This window comes from Reyranella sp. (assembly GCF_004296935.1).
Classification (GTDB): Bacteria; Pseudomonadota; Alphaproteobacteria; order Reyranellales; family Reyranellaceae; genus Reyranella.
On sequence record NZ_SCVH01000085.1, the window covers coordinates 1 to 22,498 of the forward strand.

General features: G+C 67.1%; 26 protein-coding genes and 1 tRNA gene. 19 read left to right on the top strand and 8 right to left on the bottom strand.

What is annotated here, in order from left to right; genetic code table 11:
* The 3 genes from EPO55_RS12145 to EPO55_RS12155 all read left to right on the top strand — a co-directional run.
* The coding region (locus EPO55_RS12145; RefSeq protein ID WP_296337087.1) for a thiamine pyrophosphate-dependent enzyme at positions 1-609 on the top strand (609 nt) is incomplete at its 5' end.
* Positions 606-1,118, top strand: coding sequence for an acetolactate synthase small subunit (ilvN, locus tag EPO55_RS12150; RefSeq protein ID WP_296337088.1), 513 nt, complete (start codon positions 606-608; stop codon positions 1,116-1,118). The genes EPO55_RS12145 and ilvN, both read left to right, overlap by 4 nt.
* A complete protein-coding gene (locus EPO55_RS12155; protein ID WP_296337089.1) occupies positions 1,119-1,757 on the top strand; it encodes a LysE family transporter in 639 nt (212 codons plus the stop codon). It abuts the gene before it with no gap.
* On the opposite strand, the gene EPO55_RS12160 is transcribed toward EPO55_RS12155, so the two are convergent.
* On the bottom strand, positions 1,754-2,320 hold the full coding sequence (locus EPO55_RS12160; RefSeq protein WP_296337091.1) for a hypothetical protein: 567 nt from the start codon (positions 2,318-2,320) through the stop codon (positions 1,754-1,756). The two genes, EPO55_RS12155 and EPO55_RS12160, sit on opposite strands and share 4 nt — an antisense overlap.
* Positions 2,321-2,407: 87 nt before the next feature.
* Here EPO55_RS12160 and ilvC point away from each other — a divergent pair, with 87 nt between their 5' ends.
* Positions 2,408-3,427, top strand: coding sequence for a ketol-acid reductoisomerase (gene ilvC / locus EPO55_RS12165; protein WP_296337093.1), 1,020 nt, complete (start codon positions 2,408-2,410; stop codon positions 3,425-3,427).
* A gap of 144 nt (positions 3,428-3,571) precedes the next feature.
* Here the strand turns inward: ilvC and EPO55_RS12170 are convergent, their stop codons facing one another.
* A complete protein-coding gene (locus EPO55_RS12170; protein WP_296337095.1) occupies positions 3,572-4,327 on the bottom strand; it encodes an SDR family oxidoreductase in 756 nt (251 codons plus the stop codon).
* Between the two features lie 42 nt (positions 4,328-4,369).
* Between EPO55_RS12170 and EPO55_RS12175 the strand changes: the two genes are divergently transcribed.
* The 10 genes from EPO55_RS12175 to EPO55_RS12220 all read left to right on the top strand — a co-directional run bounded on the left by EPO55_RS12175 (position 4,370) and on the right by EPO55_RS12220 (position 13,525).
* Positions 4,370-5,467, top strand: a complete 1,098-nt coding sequence (locus EPO55_RS12175; RefSeq protein WP_296337096.1) for a Zn-dependent alcohol dehydrogenase — start codon at positions 4,370-4,372, stop codon at positions 5,465-5,467.
* A gap of 92 nt (positions 5,468-5,559) precedes the next feature.
* On the top strand, positions 5,560-6,714 hold the full coding sequence (locus tag EPO55_RS12180) for an acyl-CoA dehydrogenase family protein (protein WP_296337097.1): 1,155 nt from the start codon (positions 5,560-5,562) through the stop codon (positions 6,712-6,714).
* Positions 6,714-7,052, top strand: a complete 339-nt coding sequence (locus EPO55_RS12185; RefSeq protein WP_296337098.1) for a hypothetical protein — start codon at positions 6,714-6,716, stop codon at positions 7,050-7,052. Before EPO55_RS12180 ends, EPO55_RS12185 begins: the two co-directional genes overlap by 1 nt.
* A gap of 7 nt (positions 7,053-7,059) precedes the next feature.
* On the top strand, positions 7,060-7,593 hold the full coding sequence (ppa, locus tag EPO55_RS12190) for an inorganic diphosphatase (RefSeq protein ID WP_296337099.1): 534 nt from the start codon (positions 7,060-7,062) through the stop codon (positions 7,591-7,593).
* Between the two features lie 133 nt (positions 7,594-7,726).
* Positions 7,727-8,767, top strand: a complete 1,041-nt coding sequence (locus EPO55_RS12195) for a rod shape-determining protein (protein WP_296337100.1) — start codon at positions 7,727-7,729, stop codon at positions 8,765-8,767.
* A gap of 43 nt (positions 8,768-8,810) precedes the next feature.
* On the top strand, positions 8,811-9,701 hold the full coding sequence (gene mreC / locus EPO55_RS12200; protein ID WP_296337101.1) for a rod shape-determining protein MreC: 891 nt from the start codon (positions 8,811-8,813) through the stop codon (positions 9,699-9,701).
* A gap of 17 nt (positions 9,702-9,718) precedes the next feature.
* Entirely contained in the window at positions 9,719-10,291 is a 573-nt protein-coding gene (locus EPO55_RS12205; RefSeq protein ID WP_296337102.1) for a hypothetical protein, read from the top strand.
* A gap of 10 nt (positions 10,292-10,301) precedes the next feature.
* Entirely contained in the window at positions 10,302-12,197 is a 1,896-nt protein-coding gene (gene mrdA / locus EPO55_RS12210; protein WP_296337104.1) for a penicillin-binding protein 2, read from the top strand.
* Between the two features lie 10 nt (positions 12,198-12,207).
* Positions 12,208-13,344 (top strand): rod shape-determining protein RodA, encoded by a 1,137-nt coding sequence (gene rodA, locus EPO55_RS12215; protein ID WP_296337105.1) that lies wholly within the window; start codon positions 12,208-12,210, stop codon positions 13,342-13,344.
* A gap of 105 nt (positions 13,345-13,449) precedes the next feature.
* Positions 13,450-13,525: transfer RNA gene (locus EPO55_RS12220), tRNA-Lys, on the top strand.
* Positions 13,526-13,617: 92 nt separating this feature from the next.
* Here the strand turns inward: EPO55_RS12220 and EPO55_RS12225 are convergent.
* On the bottom strand, positions 13,618-14,127 hold the full coding sequence (locus tag EPO55_RS12225) for a DinB family protein (RefSeq protein ID WP_296337107.1): 510 nt from the start codon (positions 14,125-14,127) through the stop codon (positions 13,618-13,620).
* Between the two features lie 56 nt (positions 14,128-14,183).
* Entirely contained in the window at positions 14,184-14,714 is a 531-nt protein-coding gene (locus tag EPO55_RS12230) for a Spy/CpxP family protein refolding chaperone (RefSeq protein ID WP_296337109.1), read from the bottom strand.
* A 42-nt stretch (positions 14,715-14,756) separates the two neighbouring features.
* On the opposite strand from EPO55_RS12230, the gene EPO55_RS12235 reads away from it, so the two are divergent.
* A complete protein-coding gene (locus EPO55_RS12235; protein WP_296337111.1) occupies positions 14,757-15,830 on the top strand; it encodes an ATP-dependent 6-phosphofructokinase in 1,074 nt (357 codons plus the stop codon).
* 105 nt (positions 15,831-15,935) lie between these two features.
* Here EPO55_RS12235 and prmB read toward each other — a convergent pair whose 3' ends face one another.
* Positions 15,936-16,823 (bottom strand): 50S ribosomal protein L3 N(5)-glutamine methyltransferase, encoded by an 888-nt coding sequence (gene prmB, locus EPO55_RS12240; protein ID WP_296337112.1) that lies wholly within the window; start codon positions 16,821-16,823, stop codon positions 15,936-15,938.
* Between the two features lie 20 nt (positions 16,824-16,843).
* On the opposite strand from prmB, the gene EPO55_RS12245 reads away from it, so the two are divergent.
* Positions 16,844-17,245, top strand: a complete 402-nt coding sequence (locus EPO55_RS12245; RefSeq protein WP_296337113.1) for a hypothetical protein — start codon at positions 16,844-16,846, stop codon at positions 17,243-17,245.
* Between the two features lies 1 nt (position 17,246).
* Entirely contained in the window at positions 17,247-18,431 is a 1,185-nt protein-coding gene (locus tag EPO55_RS12250) for a CoA transferase (protein ID WP_296337115.1), read from the top strand.
* A 47-nt stretch (positions 18,432-18,478) separates the two neighbouring features.
* On the opposite strand, the gene EPO55_RS12255 is transcribed toward EPO55_RS12250, so the two are convergent.
* From EPO55_RS12255 to EPO55_RS12265, 3 genes are all read right to left on the bottom strand, one after another.
* The gene (locus tag EPO55_RS12255; protein WP_296337117.1) at positions 18,479-18,814 is read right to left on the bottom strand and encodes a hypothetical protein; all 336 of its coding nucleotides are present in this window, start codon (positions 18,812-18,814) and stop codon (positions 18,479-18,481) included.
* 128 nt (positions 18,815-18,942) lie between these two features.
* Positions 18,943-19,185, bottom strand: coding sequence for a hypothetical protein (locus tag EPO55_RS12260; protein ID WP_296337118.1), 243 nt, complete (start codon positions 19,183-19,185; stop codon positions 18,943-18,945).
* Between the two features lie 138 nt (positions 19,186-19,323).
* A complete protein-coding gene (locus EPO55_RS12265) occupies positions 19,324-20,847 on the bottom strand; it encodes an amidase family protein (protein ID WP_296337119.1) in 1,524 nt (507 codons plus the stop codon).
* Positions 20,848-20,906: 59 nt separating this feature from the next.
* Here EPO55_RS12265 and EPO55_RS12270 point away from each other — a divergent pair, with 59 nt between their 5' ends.
* Positions 20,907-22,067 (top strand): thiolase family protein, encoded by a 1,161-nt coding sequence (locus EPO55_RS12270; RefSeq protein WP_296337120.1) that lies wholly within the window; start codon positions 20,907-20,909, stop codon positions 22,065-22,067.
* Complete coding sequence (locus EPO55_RS12275; protein WP_296337121.1) at positions 22,064-22,492, top strand: Zn-ribbon domain-containing OB-fold protein; 429 nt, start codon at positions 22,064-22,066, stop codon at positions 22,490-22,492. The genes EPO55_RS12270 and EPO55_RS12275 overlap by 4 nt, the downstream gene beginning before the upstream one ends.
* Positions 22,493-22,498 lie beyond the last annotated feature (6 nt).

Below are 22,498 nucleotides of genomic sequence, written 5' to 3' on the forward strand. Positions count from 1 at the left end.
TATCACCACATCAAGGACAAGGACCACTACATCACGACCGAAGTGGGCCAGCACCAGATGTGGGCGGCGCAGTTCCTGAAGTTCGAGCAGCCCAACCGCTGGATGACCTCCGGCGGGCTCGGCACCATGGGCTACGGCTTCCCGGCCGCCATGGGCGTGCAGATCGCCCATCCCGATGCGCTGGTCATCGACGTGGCGGGCGAGGCCTCGATCCTGATGAACATCCAGGAACTCTCGACGGTCGCGCAATATAACCTGCCGGTGAAGATCTTCATCCTCAACAACCACTACATGGGCATGGTGCGCCAGTGGCAGGAACTGCTGCATGGCGGCCGCTATTCCGAGAGCTATTCGGAGTCGCTGCCCGACTTCGTGAAACTCGCCGACGCCTTCGGCGCGGTCGGTCTGCGCTGCCATGAGCCCGACAAGCTCGACGGCGTGATCCAGGAGATGATCAAGATCAAGCGACCGGTGGTCGTCGACGTGCTGGTCGACGAGGCGGAGAACTGCTTCCCGATGATCCCTTCGGGCGCCGCACACAACGAGATGCTGCTCGGTCCCGACGACAAGGCCGGCAAGGTGTCGGAAGAAGGCATGGTGCTGGTGTGAGCGTGCCCGCGGAGATTCAGAGCCACACCATTTCCGTCCTGGTCGCGAACGAACCTGGCATCCTGGCGCGCGTGGTCGGCCTCTTTTCCGGTCGCGGCTACAACATCGAGAGCCTGACCGTCGCCGAGACCGATGCAAAGCTGAGCCTGTCGCGCATCACCATCGTGACCAAGGGCACGCCGATGATCATCGAGCAGATCAAGGCGCAGCTCGATCGCCTGGTGCCGGTCTATCGCGTGCGCGACCTCACGGTCGAGGGCCCGCACATCGAGCGCGAGCTGGCGCTGGTCAAGGTCAAGGGCACCGGCGAGAAGCGTGACGAGGCGCTCCGCCTGGCCGACGTGTTCCGCGCCAAGGTGATCGATGCCAAGACCGATTCCTTCGTCTTCGAGGTCACCGGCAATTCCGACAAGGTCCAGACTTTCATCGGCCTGATGAGCGAGCTGGGCGTGGTCGATGTCGGTCGCACCGGTATCGTCGCCATGTCGCGCGGCGGCGAGGCGTTGTAGGTGGACTACGCCGTCGCGTTGGCGGGCCTGGCGGTCGTCCATCTGCTGGCCGTCGCCAGCCCGGGTCCCTCCACCGTTCTCGTCATCCAGACCGCGGCCGTGTCCGGTCGTCGTGCCGGCCTGCTGGCCGCGTTTGCCATGATGCTGGGGGCGCTGGTGTGGGCGGCAGCGGCGCTCTTTGGCCTGCAGGTGCTGTTCGCGCGCTTCGAATGGCTCTACCTCGCGTTCCGCATCGCCGGCGCGCTCTACCTGCTCTATCTCGCCTACATGCTGCTGCGCCATGCCGGTGCGCCGCTGCCGGAGGCCGACCCGTCGGCGGCCAATCCATCGGCGGTTCTGGTCGGCGCCTGGCAGGGCTTCCTGAAGGCGCTGTTGCTGCAGCTCAGCAACCCGAAGGTCATGGTCTTCATGGGCAGCATCTTCATCTCGCTGCTGCCCGCCCAGCCGCCGTCCTGGATGGACGCCACGGTGCTGGCTATCGTCGCCCTCAACGAGTTCACCTGGTTCGCGCTGCTGGCGCTCCTGTTCTCGGGTGGCGCCGCTCGCGCCTTCTACCGGCGCACCAAGCTCTGGCTCGACCGCCTCATGGGTGGCGTGCTCGGCCTGCTCGGCGCGCGGTTGCTGGTAAGCGAGGTCTAGTAGCCGAGGTTTTCGGGCGTGGCGGCGACGCGGCCCTCGACCTCAGCCAGGCTGGCCGGAGTCTGGGTCAGCACGAATTTCGCCTGGGTACGGCCCGAGAAGCGCAACGGATCGCCCGCCTCGCGCTCCTGCATTTCCATGAACATCGTGCCTGCCGGCCGGCAGAGCCAGCTGGCGCTGAGGTCCTGGCGCCGGACGCCCGGATAGCGCAGGCAGATCTGGGTCATCACCTGGCCGTTGGCGCTGGTGTTGCTCTCCACGCGCCACTCGCCGGCCAGGATCCTCCGTTCGCCCACCAGCCAGACGAAATCCCTCCCGTCAGCTGTAGAATAGTGGATTTGCGCCGGGCCGCCGCCGCGGGTCCAGAACCAGGTGTGATTGCCCATGCCCCTTTGGGCCCGCTCGGGGCTGGAACTGGTGATCGACTGGTCGAGCGCCGGCATCTCCGACGCCGGGACGCCGGGCACCGGCAGGGTCGAATAGCGGTCGCCGCATCCACCCAGGAAGGGGCTGGCGAGGAGCAATATGAGTGAAAAGCGCAGGGCGGACATGGGCTTGGACATGGGATTCGAGGCTGGCCTTTGAGGGTGGGGTTGTCTAGTAAGCCCCGTCGCAAGACAGAGCAAACACTGCCAGGAGGAATGGCCCCAATGCGTGTCTATTACGATCGTGACGCCGATGTGAACCTGATCAAGGGCAAGAAGGTCCTGGTCGTGGGATACGGCAGCCAGGGCCATGCCCACGCCATGAACCTGCGGGATTCGGGCGTGAAAGACGTACGCATTGCGCTGAAGCCCGGTTCGGCCACGATCAAGAAGGCCGAGGGCGTGGGCTTCAAGGTGATGAGCCCGGCCGAGGGCGCCAAGTGGGCCGACATCATCATGGTGCTGGCGCCGGATGAGCTGCAGTCCGACATCTACAACGCCGATCTTGGCCCCAACATGAAGCCGGGTGCCGCACTCGCCTTCGCGCACGGCCTCAACGTCCATTTCAACCTGATCACGCCTCGCGCCGACATCGACGTGTTCATGATCGCGCCCAAGGGCCCCGGTCACACCGTGCGCTCGGAATACGTCCGCGGCGGCGGCGTGCCCTGCCTCGTGGCGGTGGCGCAGAATTCCTCGGGCAACGCGCTCGAGATCGGCCTCAGCTACTCCTCGGCGATCGGTGGCGGCCGCGCCGGCACCATCGAGACCAGCTTCAAGGAAGAGTGCGAGACCGACCTGTTCGGCGAGCAGGTCGTGCTGTGCGGCGGCCTCGTCGAGCTGATCAAGGCGGGCTACGAGACGCTGGTCGAGGCGGGCTACGCGCCGGAGATGGCCTACTTCGAGTGCCTGCACGAGGTGAAGCTGATCGTCGACCTCATCTACGAGGGCGGCATCGCCAACATGAACTACTCGATCTCCAACACGGCAGAATACGGCGAATACCGCTCGGGCCCGCGCATCGTCACCGACGAGACCAAGGCCGAGATGAAGCGCGTGCTGGCCGACATCCAGTCGGGCCGCTTCGCGCGCGACTGGATGCTCGAGAACAAGGTCAATCAGGCCTCGTTCAAGGCCATGCGCAAGAAGATGTCGGAGCACCCGATCGAAGAAGTCGGCGCCAAGCTCCGCGCCATGATGCCGTGGATCAAGCAGGGTGCCTTGGTGGACAAGGCCAAGAACTAGCCTTCGCGGACTCCAATTGAAAAGCGGGCCTGCGGGCCCGCTTTTTTGTGTGTCATCCCGAGCGCAGCGAGGGATCTTTCGCTACGGCAGATCAAGGATCCCTCGCTGCGCTCGGGATGACACTGCGCAGATCTTCGATCGGCCTTAAATAATGTATCCCCCACCAGCCGCATCGAGCATCGCACCGGTGATGAACGAAGCTTCGTCCGACAGCAGATACAGGATGGCGCCCGCCATCTCGTGAACCTCGCCAACGCGCCGCATCGGGATCGACGCCTCGATGCTGGTGCGGAAGGCGGCGTCCTTCAGCCTTCCCTCGGTCATCTCCGACATTACCATGCCGGGCCTGAGCGAGTTCACCCGGATGCCCTCGGGTGCGACCTCGCGGGCAAAGCCCTTGGTGAAGGAATCGACCGCGCCCTTGGTCGCAGCATAGGCCGACGAGCCGATCCGCCCGCCGATCGTCGAGGCCATCGACGAGACGTTGACGATCGCGCCGCCCTTGCCGCCGTGCTTGGTCGACATGCGCCTGGCGGCCTCTCGGCAGCACAGCATCAGACCGATCACGTTCACCGCGAAGAACTTCTCCAGAAGTGCGGCGTCGTATTCGTCGACCCGCGTCCGCTGGCTGAAGCCAGCGCTATTCACCAGATGGGTGACCGGCCCCAGCGCCTTCTCGGTTTCCTGGAACATCCGGACGATATCGGCCTCGCGCGCCATGTCAGCGGGGAGCGCCATGGCCTTGCCGCCTTTCGCGATTATGTCGGCCACCACTTTCTTCGCCTGCGCGTCGCGCGAGCGGTAGTTGATGGCGACCTGGTAGCCGCGCGTGGCGGCGAGGCGGGCGGTCGCGGCGCCGATACCCGAGGCGCCGCCGGTGATCAGGAGGGTTTTGCTCATGTCCCGATGATATAGACTGGACGCGATGTGGGAGGAAAAATCATGAAGGCCGCCGTCCTGTTCAAGCCCAACGAACCACTGCAGGTGCTCGAGTGCGAACTCGATCCGCCCAAGGCGCTGGAAGTCCGGGTCAAGATGAAGGCGGCGGGCGTCTGCCAGAGCGACTGGCACGTCATGAACGGCGACTGGCCCTCGCCGATGCCGATCGTGCCGGGCCACGAGGCCGCCGGCGAGATCCTGGAATGCGGCCCCGGCGTCACCACCGTGAAGCCGGGCGATCACGTCATCTTCTCCTTCCGGCCGCATTGCGGACGCTGCCGCTACTGCAGCCAGGGCCGCACCGTCCTCTGCATCGGCCGCTCAGGCTCGCCGCCGGGCGCGCTCTACGACGGCACGCTCCGCATCAAGCACAAGGGCCAGGGCATCAACCAGATGGCCCGCATCGGCACCTTCGCCGAAGAGGTCGTGGTGCCGGAAGAGATGGTGGTGCCGATCCGCAAGGACATGCCGTGGGCCCAGGCGGCCCTGGTCGGCTGCTGCGTGGCCACTGGCGTCGGCGCCGTCACGCGCCATGCCAAGATCGAGGCGGGCTCGACCGTGCTGGTGATCGGCTGCGGCGGCGTTGGGTTGAACGCTATCCAGGGCGCGGTGCTGTCGGGGGCGGGCAAGATCGTCGCGGCCGACATCCTCGACAACAAGCTCGAGATGGCCAGGACCTTCGGCGCCACCCACACGATCAACACCGCCACCGACAACGATCCGGTGAAGAAGGTGAAGGAAATCACCGGCCTCGGCGTCGACTATTCCTTCGACGCCGTCAGCAACGACCGGACCCAGGCGCTGGCCTTCGATGCTCTCGCGCCAGGCGGTCATGCCGTGGCGGTCGGCATCTCGGCGGCAACGGTGCGCGCCAGCTACTCGCCCTTCATGATGGTGTTCGCCGAGAAGACGGTGAGCGGCACCTTCTACGGCTCGGTGCGGCCCGACCTCGATTTTCCGGTGCTGGTCGACCACTACATGAACAAGCGGCTGAACATCGACGGCCTGATCAGCCGCACCTACAAGCTCCAGGACATCAATGACGGTTTCAAGCGCATGATGGCAGGCGAAGTGGCGCGCGGCGTCGTGGTGTTCGAGTAGCCCATGTCCCTGTACGAAGCGCTCGTGTTCGTGGCCCTCGCCAGCGTCGGTGGCTACGCCTACTACCTCTACCGTTCGGATACCAAGTCCAAGTGAGCGGCTCGCTCGACGACTTCGGGTTGACCGAAGAGCAGCTCCTGATCCGGCGCAACGTCGCCGGGCTTCTGGCGCGCGTGCTGCCGGCCGAGGAAATCCGCCGGCTCGATGCCGCCAGCGAATTCCCGCACGCCGCCTTCAAGGCCCTGGCCGAGGCCGGCTACATGGCGCTGCCCTACGATCCTGCCTACGGCGGCATGGGCGGCAGCCGCAAGGATCTGGTCGTGCTGGTCGAGGCGCTGGCGCGGCATTACAGCGGCGCGTCTTCCCTCTACCTGCCGACCGTCGTCTATGGCGGCATGCATCTTCAGCTCACCGCCGGTGAGCATCTGCGGCGGCGTTACCTGCCGGAGATCTGTGCCGGCCGCCTGAAATCGGCCTTCGCGCTCTCCGAACCCGACACCGGTTCCGACGCCTCGGGCATCAAGACGCGGGCGGTGCGCGACGGCAACGGCTATCGCCTCACGGGCCAGAAGCTCTACATCAGCGCGGCCCACGTCGCCGACTATCTGATGGTGGTCGCCAAGACCGACAGCGAGGCCAAGCACAAGGGCGTGACGCTCTTCTGGGTCGATGCCCGCGCGGCGGGCCTCACCATGAAGCCGCTGGAGACGCTCGGCCGGCGGACCACGCACGCCAACGAGATCTTCCTCGACGGCGTGTTCGTGCCGGCCGACCATGTGATCGGCGAGGAGAATCGCGGCTGGTCCGGCCTGATGAAGGGTCTCAACCTCGAGCGCCTGTGCCTGGCGGCCCAGGCCTGCGGCAACATGCATTTCGCGATCGAGTACGCGAAGGCCTACGCCGTGGAGCGCGTGCAGTTCGGCCAGCCGATCTCGAAATTCCAGGCGATCCAGCACAAGTTCGCCGACATGCGGATCATGCTCAAGACGACTCAGGCGCTGACCTATCGCCTGGCCGACATGCTCGATGCCGGACTCAATCCGGTCGAGGAGACGGCGATCGCCAAGATCCAGGGCACCGACGGCGAGTTCAAATGCGCCCATCTCGCCATGGAGATCATGGGCGGCGCCGGCTACACCATGGCGCACGACATCCAGCGCCTGTTCCGCGACGTCCGCGTGGGCTCGATCGGCGGCGGCACCAACGACATCCACCGCAACACCATCGCCAAGCTGATGGGTTTGTAGTGCGCAAGATCGGCGACGCGTCGTTCTTCCGCATCGTCGACCGCCTGCTCGATCCCGGTGTCACGCGGACGCCCAGGGCCCGGTGGTCGATCGACGGCGTGAACTGGCTGCGCGAGCGCCACAGCTATGCCGGCGCCAGCCATGGCTTCACCATCGAGGTGACGACGGGCACCAGGGCGGCGAAGCCCGGGTGGACGCTGGTGATCGTCAAGGAATATTGGCGCGACGCCGGCGGCGAGAGCATGAAGTCGCCGCAATGGGCCCATATCGAGGCCGGCAGCCGCGCCGACGTGGTCGCCTGGCTGGAGCGGCAGGAACGCAGACTCGAGAACGAGTGAGGCTGTCATGGACATCGCGAAGATTTCGGTCGGCCGCCATCCGCCGAAGGACCTGAACGCCCTGATCGAGATCCCGCTGGGCGGGGTGCCGGTGAAGTACGAGCTCGACAAGGAGTCGGGCGCCCTGTTCGTCGACCGCTTCCTGCATACCGCGATGTTCTATCCGGGCAACTACGGTTTCATCCCGCACACGCTGTCGGCCGACGGCGATCCCTGCGACGTGCTGGTCGTCAGCCAGGTGCCGGTGGTGCCGGGCGCCATCATCCGCTGCCGGCCGGTCGGCGTCCTGCTGATGGAGGACGAGGCCGGCATGGACGAGAAAATCCTCGCGGTGCCGATCGACAAGCTCCATCCCTTCTATACGGGCATCAAGACCTACAAGGACCTGCCGACCGTGCTGTGCGAGCAGATCGCCCACTTCTTCCAGCACTACAAGGACCTGGAGAAGGGCAAATGGGTGAGGGGGCTGCGCTGGGAAGGACCAGCCGATGCTGAACGGCTGGTGAGCGAGGCGATCGAGCGCGCGAGTGCGAAGCGTTAGAACACCTCGGCAACCCGTTGAATCGCCTTGCGAGACCCTGCCGGGCGGTCTAAACCGACCGCACCTTGGTGTCGGGCTTTGAGCAGACGCCAACGCGTGCACTTTTTCTCTTTAATTGCAGAGACTTAACTCAATGCTGTCGCGTGTCATCGGGCTATTTTCGGCGGACATGGGCATCGACCTCGGCACGGCCAATACGCTGGTCTATGTGAAGGGTCGGGGCATCGTTCTCAACGAACCGTCCGTCGTGGCCTTGACCACGCAGAGCGGCAAGCGACAGGTCCTCGCCGTGGGCGAAGAGGCCAAGATGATGCTCGGCCGAACGCCCGGCAACATCCAGGCGATCCGCCCGCTGCGCGACGGCGTCATCGCCGACTTCGAAGTCGCCGAGGCGATGATCAAGCACTTCATCTCGAAGGTGCACAACCGGCGCAGCTTCGCCCACCCCCAGATCGTGGTCTGCGTGCCTTCCGGCTCCACCGCCGTCGAGCGCCGCGCCATCCAGGAGTCGGCCGAGAGCGCCGGCGCCCGCAAGGTCTGGCTGATCGAGGAGCCGATGGCAGCGGCCATCGGTGCCGGCCTGCCGGTTACCGAGCCCACCGGCTCCATGGTGGTCGATATCGGCGGCGGCACGACGGAAGTGGCCGTGCTGTCGCTGGGTGGCATCGTCTATCCGCGCTCGGTGCGTGTCGGTGGCGACAAGATGGATGAGGCGATCATCGCCTATATCCGCCGCAACCATAACCTCCTGGTCGGCGAGAGCTCGGCCGAACGCATCAAGAAGGCCATCGCCTCGGCCTGCCCGCCCGAGGATGGCGAGGGCCGGACCATGGAAATCAAGGGCCGCGACCTGATGAACGGTGTCCCCAAGGAGCTGGTCATCACCGAGCGGCAGATCGCCGAGAGCCTGCAGGAGCCGGTGAGCGCCATCGTCGAGGCCGTCAAGGTGGCGCTGGAGAACACTGCCCCGGAACTGGCCGCCGACATCGTCGACAAGGGCATCGTGCTGACCGGCGGCGGCGCCATGCTGTCGAACATGGATACCGTGCTGCGCCAGGCCACCGGCCTGCCGGTCTCGGTGGCCGAGGACCCGTTGCTTTGCGTGGCGCTGGGCACCGGCCACGCTGTGGAGAATATTGGCCGACTGCGCGGCGTCCTGTCGTCGATGTACTAACAGGCCACACGCCCCGCCCGCTTTGGGGTAGAATGGGCAGAATATGGCGATCCGGGACGACTTCGAGGTAGTCGCGAGCCAGGTGCGCACGGTGGTGCAGCGCTTCGCTCTCGGTTTGCTCGTGATCGCCTCGTTCGGCGCCATGCTGGTCGGCAAGGCCGACACCGTGCTGGTCGAGCATGCCCGCGTGCTGGCCCTCGACCTCGCCAGTCCGGTGCTCGAGGCCATCGCTCGTCCCGTCGCCGCCGCCAACCGGACCATTGCCGACCTCAAGGAATTCGCAAGCTTGCGCGAGGAGAACGCCCGCCTGCGCGAGGAGAATGCCCGCCTGCTGGCGTGGCAGACCGCCGCCAGGCGACTGGAGAACGAGAACGAGCGCATGCGTGGCCTCGCCAATTTCCGCGAAGGGCCCGAGGCCTCCTTCATCACTGCCCGCATCGTGGGCGACAGCGTCAGCGCCTATGTCCGCGGCGCGCTCCTCAATGTCGGGCGCAAGGCCGGCGTCGCCTCTGGCCAGGCGGTGGTGACCGGCGAAGGTCTGGCCGGCCGCATCGCCGAGGTCGGCGAGCACAGTGCCCGTGTGCTGTTCGTCACCGACGTGAATTCGCGCCTGCCGGTGCTGATCGAGCGCACGCGCGAGCGCGCCATCCTGGCCGGCGACAATTCCCCGCAACTTCGCCTCACCCTGCTGCAGAGTGTGGCCGGTGTGCAGCGTGGCGACCGCATCGTGACTTCCGGCCACGGTGGCAGCTTCCCGGTCGGCATCCCGATCGGCGAGGTGGTGGAGACCGGCGAGGGCAGCGTCCGCGTCCGGCCGTTCGCCGATTTCTCGCGGCTCGAGTTCGTGCGCGTCGTCGATTACGGCGTCACCGGGCTGGTGGGCGGCACCCCGGCCGGGCCGGCGGCGCCGCCGGCCGGCATCAGGATCCGCTGACGTGGGGATTTCCTGACATGCGCGCAGACGGCCTCCTCGCCATGCTCGATCGCTGGGGGCGCTGGGCGCTGCCCGGCGCGGTCCTGCTGTTCTTTGTGCTGCTGACCCTGGCGCCGTTGCGCGCGCCCTATCTCTCGGGCGCGCTGCCACTGTTGCCGGCGCTGGTTGTTTTCCAGTTCAGCCTGGCCACGCCCGAACGGCTGCCCGGGCCGCTCCTGCTGACGATGGGTATCCTGCTCGACCTGCTGCTGGGCGGCCCCGGCGCGCCGGTCGGCGTCAGCGCGCTTGGGTTCGTGCTGATCCGGGCGGCCGTGGTCAACAACCGCCGCTACCTGGTGGGGGTGCCGTTCCTGTTCCAGTGGTTCGGCTTCTGCCTGCTGGCGCTCGGCTTCGTCATCCTGGTGTGGTTCTTCACCGCGCTTTGGACCTGGACAGCCATCGATCCCGTTCCGGCATTGATGCAATATGCCGTGGTGATCTCGATCTATCCGCTGCTCGCCCCGTTGCTCGCGCGCGTGCGCGCCCGCGACCCGCTGAACGTGCCCGACGAATCGCGCGGCACGGCGCGGCCGGGAGAGACCACGTCATGAAGGCCGGGTCATGAAGCCCTTCCGCAAGGGCGACGGCGAACGCAGCGGGCTGTTCACCCGGCGCGCCCTGCTGCTGGGCGGCGTGCAGGGTATCCTGCTGTCGGCACTGGCCGGACGTCTCTACCAGCTCCAGGTCATCGAGACCCATCGCTTCGCCACGCTGGCCGAGGAGAACCGCATCAATCTGCGGCTGCTGCCGCCGTCGCGCGGGATGATCTTCGATCGCACCGGCCAGCCACTCGCCGTCAACCGCAACAATTTCCGCGCCATGGCGACGTCCGACCGGGGCCGCGGCGCCGATGTACTGGTCGAGCGCCTGGATCAGATCCTGAACCTCGGCGAGACCGAACGGAATCGCCTGCTGCGCGACCTCAAGCGCAGCCGCAACGCCCAGCCCGTGGTGGTGCGCGAGAATCTCGGCTGGGAGGACGTGGCGCGCATCGAGTTCAATGCCCCCGACCTGCCCGGCGTGTTCATCGACCTCGGCCAGTCGCGCGACTATCCCGAGGGCGAGTTGATGAGCCACATCGTGGGCTACACCGGCCGGGTCTCCGACGAGGATCTCGCCGGCCGTGACGACCCGGTGCTTCAGCTCGCGACCATGCGGTTCGGCAAGAAAGGCGTGGAGCGCTCGCTCGAGGACGACCTGCGCGGCCGTGCCGGCGCGGTCCAGGTCGAGGTCAACGCCGTCGGCCGCGTCGTACGCGAGCTCGACCGCACCGAGGGCCAGCCGGGCTCGAACGCGCTGCTGACCATCGACCTCGACCTGCAGCGCTTCGCCGCCGAGAAAATGAAGCAGCACCAGAGCGGCTCGGTCGTGGTGCTCGACGTGATCACCGGCGACGTGCTCGTCATGGCCTCGACGCCGGGCTTCGACCCCAGCACCTTCGCGCGCGGCATCACGCACAGCGAATGGCGCGACTTGCTGGATAATCCCGAGCGGCCGCTCCACAACAAGGCGATCGCCGGCGTCTATCCACCGGGCTCGACCTACAAGATGGTGACGGCGCTGGCCGCCCTGGAATCGAAGGCGATCGATCCCTATACGCGGCTGCCCTGCGTCGGCTACCTCGAGCTGGGCAGCATCAAGTTTCACTGCTGGCTGAAGGGCGGCCACGGTTCGACCAACGTCGTCGAAGCGATTGCGGGCTCATGCGACTGCTTCTTCTACGAGGCGGCGCGGCGTGCGGGTGTCGACCGCATCAGCGACATGGCGACCCGCCTGGGTTTTGGCCGGCAGAGCGACCTCGGACTGCCGGGCGAGTCGGCCGGCAACCAGCCGACGCGTGCCTGGAAACAGGAGAAGGTCGGCAAGCCTTGGCAGCACGGCGATACGTTCAACCTCGGCATTGGCCAGGGTTACATGAACTGCACGCCGCTGCAGCTCGCCATCATGACTGCCCGCCTCGCCAACGGGGGCTACGAGGTGCAGCCCAACCTGCTGCTCGCCAAGGCGACGCCGCGCGAGGAGCTCGGACCGCCGCCGCCGCGCAGCAAGCCTGCGGCGCCATCGCTCCGGCTCAATCCGCAGCATCTGGCGATGATCCGCGACGGCATGAACCAGGTCGTGAATTCCGGCCTCGGCACCGCCAACCAGCTTCGCGTGCGCGATCCGGCATTGGCCTTCGCCGGCAAGACCGGCACCGCCCAGGTCAAGCGCATCACCGAACGCGAGCGCGACATGGGCATCACCCAGGCCCAGCTGCCCTGGCATCTGCGCCATCACGCGCTGTTCGTCTGCTACGGCCCGGTCGACAATCCGCGCTACGCCTGCGCCGTCATCGTCGAGCACGGCATGGCCGGCGGCGCCACCGCCGGCCCGATCGGCCGCGACGTGCTGGTCGAGACCATGAAGCGCGATCCGTCGAGGCGCAGCGACCGCTTCCGGAAGATGGCATCGCGATGAAGGCCGGACGATGAGCAGCACCGCGCTGGACGCACCGGCGCCGGTGGGCTTCGCGGAACGGATCTGGCGGATCAACTGGGGGCTGGCGCTGGTGCTGACGGCGATTGCCGGCGTCGGCGTGCTGGCGCTCTACTCGGCAGCCGGCGGCCGCTTCGAGCCCTGGGCCAGCCGGCATGCCGTGCGCTACGGCGCAGCTTTCATCCTGATGCTGACGGTGGCCCTGATCCATCCCAAGGTCTGGCTGGCGATGGCCTGGCCGATCTACATCGTGTCCCTGGCGCTGCTGGTCGCCGTCGACCTGATCGGCAAGATCGGCATGGGCGCGCAGCGCTGGCTGGTGATCGGGCCGATGCAGATCCAGCCCTCGGAGATCGCCAAGGTGGCGGTGATCCTGGTGCTGGCGCGCTACTACCACGGCCTGCGCAAGGAGCAGGCCTCGCAGTTCCTCTACACCCTGCCGCCGCTCCTGGTGATCCTGGCGCCGGTCGCGCTGGTGATGGTGCAGCCCGACCTCGGCACGGCGATGATGGTGCTGATGGCCGGCGGTGCGCTGCTGTTCGTGGCCGGGGTGCGGTTGTGGATGTTCCTCGTCGCGGCCGCGGGCGCGGTGGCCAGCCTGCCGATCGCCTGGTCGTTCATGCACGAGTACCAGCGCAAGCGCGTGCTCACTTTCCTCGATCCCGACCGCGATCCGCTGGGCGCCGGCTACCACATCACCCAGTCCAAGATCGCCATCGGCTCGGGCGGCCTGTTCGGCAAGGGATTCCTCAAGGGCACGCAGTCGTCGCTGAACTTCCTGCCGGAGAAGCAGACCGACTTCATCTTTACTACCTTCGTCGAGGAGTGGGGCATGGTCGGCGCCTTCGTATTGCTCGCCCTGTTCGCCCTGGTGCTGGTCTGGGGTTTTTCGATCGCCTTCCGCAGCCAGCATCATTTCGGCCGCCTGCTGGCGCTCGGCGTCACTGCCATGATGTTCCTCTATGTCTTCATCAACTCGGCCATGGTCATGGGCCTCCTGCCGGTGGTTGGCGTGCCGCTGCCGCTGGTCAGCAACGGCGGCACCGCCATGGTCTCGGTCATGTTCGCCTGCGGGCTGCTGATCGGGGTCAACGTCTACCGCGATGCGCAATTGCCGCGCACACGGTGAAAATGCTGGAAGAATCCCGGGGATTTCTTTGCTGCGGGGCTATCGACAAGGGGTATCCTGCTTGGTATAGCCGCGCCGCTTCCGGCCAATGTCCCCAGCAATCGGGGGCGCTTAGCTCAGTTGGTAGAGCAGCTGACTCTTAATCAGCGGGTCGTAGGTTCGAGCCCTACAGCGCCCACCATTGCCGGATGAAACAAAGCCCCGCTCAGCGGGGCTTTTCCTTAATTCCCTGCATATCGTCCGCTGGATCGGTCGCGCGATCCTGCGCCGGCCTCAGGCGCGGCCAGCTTCGGCCTCGCGCTGGTAGTAGAGCAGGTCCAGTTCCGGTGCCTGCCGGCCGAGCGTGGTCAGGATCATATGCGCGTGGCCGCGATGGTGCGTCTGGTGGTTGAACCAGTGGTCGAGCGCCGGCATCAGCGGCTGGACGAACTCGTCCGGCGTCGAGACCCGGCGGTAACGGATCACGCCGCGCAGGCGCGCCTCGTCGAGGCTATCGACCCAGGCGACGATGTGCCGGTCGAAGGCGGTGCGCGCGGCATCGAGGTCGGCCAGGCGGTCGTGCAGGATGGCGTCCAGCCGCTCGGGCGCCTCGCCTTCACCGGTGAAGCGCTTCATCCAGATGCGGTCGGTCGCCAGCAGGTGGTTGAGCGTGCCGTGCATCGATTTGAAGAACGCGCCCTTGTCGGCGCGGTAATCGGCATCGGACAACAGCGCCGCGGCGTCGTAGAGGCGGCGGTTGGCCCAGGCGTTGTAGCCCGCAAACATGGTGTAATGCGATTTCATGCCGCCTATCCTGCCGCGGCCGCCGCCGACTTCAAGATTGATTGGCTCGTTCAATCCTAGCGGTGCGGCTGGCTGCCCGCGTAGCCACGCAGCGCAACGTAGCGCGCGACCTGTTCGGGTGTCAGAACCGCCATCATGTCGAGATGATAGCGAAGATGCGCGGCCCTGAGCGCCGCCTGGGCAGTGCCGACGTTTGCGGCTGCCGTGTCGAGCGTTCCCACCGTCGCCCGCTTCTCGGCGAACAGGCGATCGAGGGCCGTTTCGTTGGCAATCAACCGCTCGCCGAGCGGGATCGCCTCGGCTTTCATGGCGGCAACGAGGGCCTCGGTGCGGGCGCGTTGTTCGGGCGTGAGGTGGAGCGGGCCGGCAAGTTCCAGCACATGCGTCGGTCCGGGATAGCCGTTAAGCTCCGCCGGCAAGGCGAGCCCCATGCCGCGGCCGGCGCGCAGGTCGGCGAGCTGTTCGGGCGACAGGGCCTTGACCGGCCGGGAGTCGAGGCCGGCATAGGGTTGCGGATGATTGTGCTGCGCCAGGGCAGACAGCGGCAGCGTGATGGCCGCGACGAAGAGGCTTGCAATGCGATGCATCTCGGACTCCTTTGACGCCAGAATAGCTGCGAGAGGCACCGCATGACCAAGCGAATCGGCATCCTCACCAGCGGCGGTGACTGCGCCGGCCTCAATGCGGTGATCCGCGCCGTGGCGTTGCGCGCCCACCACGGTTACGGCTGGACGACGATCGGCATCGGCCGCGGCACGCTCGGCCTGCTGGAACGCCCGGTCGAGGCCGTGACGCTCGACCCGGCACGCCTCGATTCGGCGCTGGCGCGCCAGGGCGGCACGTTCCTCGGCAGCACCAACCGCGGCGATCCTTTCGCCTTCCCAATGGCCGACGGCAGCCTCAAGGACCGCTCCGGCGAGATGGTCGAGGGCTTGAACCAGCTTCGCCTCGACGCGCTGATCGGTGTTGGCGGCGACGGCAGCCTCGCCCTCCTGCGCCGACTGCTGGCGCCGTCGGGCCTGCCCTTCGTCGGCATCCCGAAGACCATCGACAACGATGTCGGCCAGACCGAGCGTGCCGTCGGCTACTCGACGGCCGTTGCCATCGCCACAGAGGCGCTCGACCGCCTGCAGCCGACCGGCGCCAGCCACGAGCGTGTCATGGTGCTGGAGGTCATGGGCCGCGACGCGGGCCACATCGCCATCGCCGCCGGCATCGCCGGTGGCGCCGATGTCGTGTTGATTCCGGAAGTGCGCTGGCGGCTCGACCGCGTCACGGGCCACATCGCCCGTCTGCGCGCCGAGGGCCGCACCTCGGCGCTGGTCGTGGTGGCCGAGGCCGCCGGGCAATCCGATGAGGCGGCCGATGCGTCGGCCGATGCGCCCGGCCATGGTGTCGGGGAGTGGCTGGCCAAGCGGCTGGCGAAGGCCACCGGCGCCGAGGCGCGCGCCACCGTGCTGGGGCACGTCCAGCGCGGCGCCATGCCCACGGCGGAAGACCGTTTGCTCGCCTCGGCGCTGGGCGTGCGCGCGGTCGACGTGCTGGCCGACGGCAAGGGCGACCGGATGGTGGCGTGGTGGAACCGTCAGGTGATCGACGTGCCGCTCGAAAAGGTCGTGGGCCGCTCGCGCACCGTCGATCCCGACGGCACCCTGATCCGCACCGCCCGGGCGCTGGGGATCTGTCTGGGAGATGCAGGCTGATGACCCCCTTCCGGCGCTGCGCGCCACCTTCCCCCGAGACGGGGGAAGGATAAGAACTCCTCCTCCCCCGTCTGCGGGGGAGGTGCCCCGAAGGGGCGGAGGGGGTCAGAGGTCCTTCCGCGCGATCCAGAACACTTCGCCCTCGCTCTGCTCGGTGTCGAGCCAGAGGAAGGGCAAGCGCGGGTAAGCCGCCTCGAGCGGCTTGCGGCCCCGGCCGATCTCGCAGAGCAGGCTTCCGTTCTTTGCCAGATGGCGTGGCGCTTCGGCCAGGATGCGGCGCACCAGCTCGAGCCCGTCGTCGCCGGCGGCCAGCGCCATGCGCGGCTCGTGGCGGTACTCCGGCGGCAGCTTGGCCATGCCGGCTGCATCGACATAGGGCGGGTTGCTGAGGATCAGGTCGTAGCGGCTGGAACCCAGCGGCTTGAAGAGATCGCCGCGGTGAAGCGTGATGCGGTCTCCCAGGCGGTGGGCCGCCACGTTGCGCCGCGCCAGGGCCAGCGCACCGGCCGAAAGGTCGACCGCGTCGATCCTGGCGCGCGGGAACACGAGCGCCGCCAAGATGGCGAGGCATCCCGAGCCGGTGCAGAGATCGAGTACGCGGCGGACACGGGAAGGATCGCCGATCGGCAGGCCGCCGCCCACCAACAGATCGCCGATGAAGGAGCGTGGGATCAGCGCCCGCTTGTCGGCGAGGAAGCGCACGCCGTGCATATAGGCCGCACCGACCAGGTAGGGGGCGGGCAGGCGCAGCGCGATGCGCGCCTCGATCAGGGTGAGCAGGCGCGCCCGCTCGGCCGCGGTCGGCCGAAGATCGAGCCAGGGCTCAAGCCGCTCGACCGGCAGGCGGAGCGCTTCCAGCACCAGAAAGGCCGCTTCATCGACGGCGTTGGTGGTGCCGTGGCCGTAGGCCAGGCGGGCGGCACGGAAGCGGCGAACCGCGAACCGGAAGAAGTCACCCAGGGTGACGAGAGGGGGATTGGTGGGGCGGGGCATGCCGGCCTAGATTACCCGACATGAATCGCCGTGCCTTCGTTTTCGCGTCCCCGGTCGCGCTCCTGGCCGCCTCGACGGCGCTCGGTTCGGCCCACGCGGCGTCGGAGATCAAGGTCATCTATGTCGGCGGCTGGGATTGCCCACCCTGCACGGCATGGAAGAACGCCAACAAGGCCGCCTGGATCGCCTCGCCGGAGTTCCGACAAGTGACGTGGATCGAGGTCGACGCGCCCAAGCTCAAGGAAGCCTACCAGGAGCGCTACTGGCCGGGCGACCTGAAGCCGATCCTCGACCAGCTCCCGCGCAAGAGCGGCACGCCGCGCTTCCTCATCGTCAAGGACGGCAAGATCGTGTCCAACGGATTCGGCGGCAGCAAGTGGACCTCGACGATGACCGATCTCAAGAACCTGTTGGGCAAATAGCATGGCCACCGAGACCAGGAAGGGCGCGCTCGATGGCCTGGTCGTCCTCGACCTGACCACGCATCTCTCCGGCCCGTTCTGCGGCATGCAGCTCGCCGATCTCGGCGCCGATGTCCTCAAGATCGAGAGCCCGCAGGGCGATTCCATGCGCGGCGCGCCGCCCTTCGTCGAGGGCGAGTCAGCCCCCTTCATGCTGTGGAACCGCAACAAGCGCGGCGTCAGGCTCGACCTCAAGGCCGCGGCCGACCTGGAAATCTTCTGGGACCTGGTCGACGGCGCCGACGTCGTGCTGGAGAATTTCAGGCCAGGCGTCATGGATCGCCTGGGTATCGGCTGGGCCGCACTGTCGGCGCGCAACCCGCGGCTGGTGCTGGGCTCGATCTCGGGCTTCGGCCAGACCGGGCCCTACGCCAGGCGCGGCGGCTTCGACCTGATGATCCAGGCGATGTCGGGCCTGATGTCGGTGACCGGGCCCAAGGACGGGCCGCCCTACCGCATTCCGCTCGCCATCTCCGACGTCGGCGCCGGGCTCTATCTCGCCATCGGCATCCTGGCGGCCCTGCAGGCGCGGCAGAAGACCGGGCAGGGCCAGTGGGTCGAAACCTCGCTGCTCGAGGCTACGGTGTCTTTGGGCGTCTACGAGGCCGCCAACTACTTCGCCAACGGCATCCGGCCGGAGAAGCTCGGCCAGGCCCATCGCGGCTCCTCGCCCTACCAGGTGTTCCAGACGGCCGACGGCTGGCTCACCATCGGTGGGGCGCAGCAGAACTTCTTTCGCAAGCTCTGCGCCCTGGTCGGCAAGCCCGAGTTGGCCGACGACCCGCGCTTCAGGAGCAACGCCGATCGGGTGAAGAACAATGACCTGATCGCGGGCCTCCTGCAGGCCGAGATCGTGAAGCGTTCGACCGACGATTGGATGACGGCACTGGAGGCCGAGAGCATTCCGGCCGGGCCGGTTCTGCATCACGACGAGGTCTTCGCCGACCCGCAGATCCTGGCGCGCGGCATGGTGGCCGAGGTCGACCATGCCAAGGCCGGCCGGCAGAAGACGCTGGGTGTGCCGCTCAAGATGTCGGCGACGCCAGGTGGCGTGCGCCGTGCCGCGCCGACGCTCGGCCAGCACGATGCCGAGGTCCGGGCCGAGGCGCGCGGCCGCGCCAGGCCAAAGAAGCAGACGCGATCCTAGTTCCAGCCCGGCCGCGGTGGGCCGAGGAGCGACTGGGGCGGCTGCGGCTAGTATCGTCGCCGCTGGTAGCGGTCGGGCACGCCGTCGCCGTTCTTGTCGCGGTCGTAGCGGTTGGGAATGCCGTCGCGGTCGTAGTCGCCGTAGGGACCTCGTCGTGGCGTCGGGCTGGCGACCGGGACGTAGCGGGTCTGGGTCACCACCACCGGCTGAGGCGTCGAATAGTAGCTTGGTCGGCTGTAGTAAGTAGGCTGACTATAATAGCTGGGCTGGCTGTAGTAGCTGCTGCCGTATGAGGTGGCCGGATAGCCCGAGCCCATCGTTTCCATGCATCCGGCCGTTGCAGCCATCGTGCTCAGCGAGACAAGAACCCTGAGGTTTCGCATCGTTGCCTCCATGGGAGGGCCCTTATGTCGGGCTCCCTCCCATGTTGGCATTTACGCCGCCGACCATGGTGAGGTGACGGCGTAATTGAGATTTGTTGAAGGCACCAGATGCCGGGCGCCAAGTGACACTACCGCTGGAAGGAGTCGGGCACTCCGTCGCCGTTGGCGTCGCGATCGTAGCGGTTCGGCACGCCGTCGCGGTCGTAGTCGCCGTAGGGGCCGCGCCGCGGCGTGTTGGCGTTGTAGTAGCTGCCGTTGATGTAGTAGCCGCGATTGGCACCGTAGGACGCGTTGGGATAGCCCGATGACTCCACGCAGCCCGCGGTCGCGGCCACCAGGGCTGCCGCCATCAGCCACTTCACGTTGCGCATGATTTACCTCCGTCGAATGCCCGTCGAGGAACGGGCCTCCATGCAATGAGGTACGTCGGCGCCGGTGGCGTCACCGCGGCGGCAGGATGAATTTGTGTAAAGCCGGTCGCGACAACCCCAGTGGGGTTGCCGCGTTTCTCAGAGCGCGCCCGGCGCCGGACCGCGCGCCACTTTGGCGTCGAGCTTGGGCGGGTGCGTGACGATCGACTTCAATGCCGCCGTCGGCTTGCGCAGCTTGGCCATGTTGGGCAGCGGCCGGGCGAGGCCCGGGATGCCCTTGAAGGCCTGTTCCATCGCATGTGCCGCGCCCAGCACCTCGCCGTCGCCGCGGAAGCGGCCGATCACTTGCAGGCCAAACGGCATCTTCTTGTGGTCGAGGCCGCAGGGCAGCGACACCGCGGGGTTGCTGGTCAGCGTCACGAAATAGACCGACGCCATCCAGTGGTAGTAGTTGCGCAGCTTCTTGCCGTCCATCTCGTCGATATAGAGCTGCTTCCACGGGAACGGCGAGAAACCGACCGTCGGGCCCAGCACCAGGTCGTAGTCGCGATAGAGTTCCTGGAACCTGCGGAAGATGCGGGTCTGTTCGGCGTGCGCCCAGGCGAAGTCTGCGAGGCTGAGCTTGGCCCCGATCTCGTAGTTGGCGATGATGTTGGGGCCGAGCATCTTGCGGTTGTTTGTGTAGAGGTCCTGGTAGCGCGACAGGAAGCTGACGGCCCGGATCACGTCGAAGCAGCGGTCGGCCTGGCCATAGTCGATCTCGACCTTGTCGAGACTGCGGAACAAGGGCTTCATCGCCTTGATCTTCTCGCGCATCGTTGAGCGAATGCCCTTCTCGACCGGCGCGCCGCTGAAATCCTCGGTCCAGGCGACACGCAGGCTGCCGAGATCGACCGGCCAGGGCTCGGCGAAGGCAGCGCCGTCGATCGGGAAGCTGAGCGGGTCGGTGTCGTGCTGGCCGATCTGGGTCGCATAGAGCAGGCTGAGGTCGGCCACGGAGCGACCCATCGGGCCCAACACCGAGATCGGCGTCCAGCCCATGGCGCGGCGCTCGACAGCGACCATGCCGGGCGAGGGGCGGAAGCCCACGACGCCGCAGTAGGCTGCGGGATTGCGCAAGCTGCCGCCGGTGTCGGAGCCGGTGCAGACCGGCAGGAGATCGGTGGCCAGTGCCGCCGCCGAGCCGCCCGAGGAGCCGCCGGCATTGAGCGTGGTGTTGAACGGGTTGCCCGTGGCGCCCCACACCGGGTTGCGGCTGTTCGAGCCGGCGCCGAATTCCGGCACGTTGGTCTTGCCGACGATGATCGCGCCGGCCTGGCGCACGCGGCTCACCATCACATTGTCGTAGGCCGGCACGAAGTCGCGGTAGAGCGGCGAGCCGTAAGTCGTGAGGAGATCCTTGGTTTCTTCGAGATCCTTGATGCCGGTGGGCAGCCCATGCAGCAACGGCAGCTCCTCGCCGCGGCGCACCGCGGTCTCGGCCGCCTTGGCTTCCTTGCGCGCACGGGCCACGCACATGGCCGTCACGGCATTGACCGCGGGATTCACCGCCTCGATGCGGGCGAGGCAGGCCTCCAGCAGTTCGACCGGCGAAATTTCCTTGGTGCCGATACGACGACGCATCTCGACGGATGACAGCGAAACCAACTCTTCCTTGGACATTCTTCCCCCTTCGCGGACGGGCGAGCTTAGGGCACGATGCCTGTCGGAGGAAACAAACAATGGCACATCCGCTCCGCGAAGCGGCGGCAATCAGCGGCATCGGCGAGACCGCCTACACGCGCGGCACGCCCAAGAGCGCGCTCGCGCTTCAGCTCGAGGCAAGCCTCGCCGCCATCGCCGACGCCGGGCTGTCGCCGCGCGACATCGATGGCGTCGTGCCCTATTTCCCGGGCGGTGGCATTGCCGAGGATTTCATCGCCAATCTCGGCCTGCCCGACCTCAAGCTGTCGCTGTTCGTGCCGATGGGCGGCGCCACCTGTGTCGCCGCCATCCAGAGCGCGGCCATGGCGGTGGCGACCGGCGTCTGCAACCATGTGCTGATCGCGGTTGGCCGCACCGGCTATTCCGGCGCGCGCGTGTCGACGCGGCTCCAGCAGTTCCCGCAATTTGCGCTGGCCGCCGAGTTCGAGGCGCCGATCGGCATGTTTGCGCCCGCCCAGCTCTACGCCCAGGGTGCGCGCCGCCACATGGAGCTCTACGGCACGACGGCGCGCCACTTCGCTGAGGTCGCCGTGGTCACGCGCCAGCACGCGATCCTCAACGGCAACGTGGTGATGAACAAGCCGCTCACGGTCGAGGAGCATCATGCCTCGCGCATGATCTCCGATCCCTTCCGCCTGTTCGACTGCAGCCTCGAGAGCGATGGTGGTGCGGCCATCATCATCAGCCGCGCCGATCGCGCGCGCGACTTGAAGAAGCCGCTGGTCACCATCATGGGCGTGGCCGAGGGCCATCCCGAATCACCGGCCTCGATCGCCCAGCGCCCCGATCTCCTGGAGTTCGGCCTCGTGAAGTCGGCGCCGCGCGCCTACGAAATGGCGGGTGTCGGCCCGAAGGACATCGACGTCGCCGAGATCTACGACTGCTTCACCTTCACGGTGATCCGCCAGCTCGAAATCCTGGGCTTCTGCAAGACCGGCGAGGGCGGGCCGTTCATCATGGACGGCCGCATCGGTCTCGGCGGTGACCTGCCGATCAACACCCATGGCGGGCTCTTGAGCCAGGGCCATGTCGTGGGCCTCAACCATGCGATCGAGCTCACCCGCCAGCTCCGCGGCGAGGCCGGCCGCGCGCAGGTCAAGGATGCGGAGGTGGGCCTCGTCACCGGCTATGGCGACATGGGCGACGGCTCGATCGCGATCCTGCGGAGAGCAGCATGAGCACCGCCCCCGTTGCCGCGCCCGCGCCTGAACGTCCGCTGCCGACGCCGACGCGCGAAAGCCAGCCCTTCTGGGACGGCCTGCGCGAGGGCAAGTTCATGCTTCAGCACTGTTCGGCCTGCGGCAAGGTCCGGCACTATCCGCGGCCGGTCTGTCCGCATTGCTTCTCGATGGAGAGCGAATTCAGGGAAGCGGCACAGGGCGGCGCGATTCATGCCTGGACGGTGTGCCACCATCCCTTCAACTTCTTCTTCAAGGCAGCCGCACCCTACATAGTGGCGCTGGTCGACATGGACGCCGGCGTGCGCGTGAATGCGCCGTTGCGCGGAGTAACCGAGGCCGACCTCAAGATCGGCAAGCGCGTCCGGCTCGGCTTCGAGCCGGTCAACAAGGAAGTGACGCTGCCGTTCTTCGTCGGCGACTGACCCCAG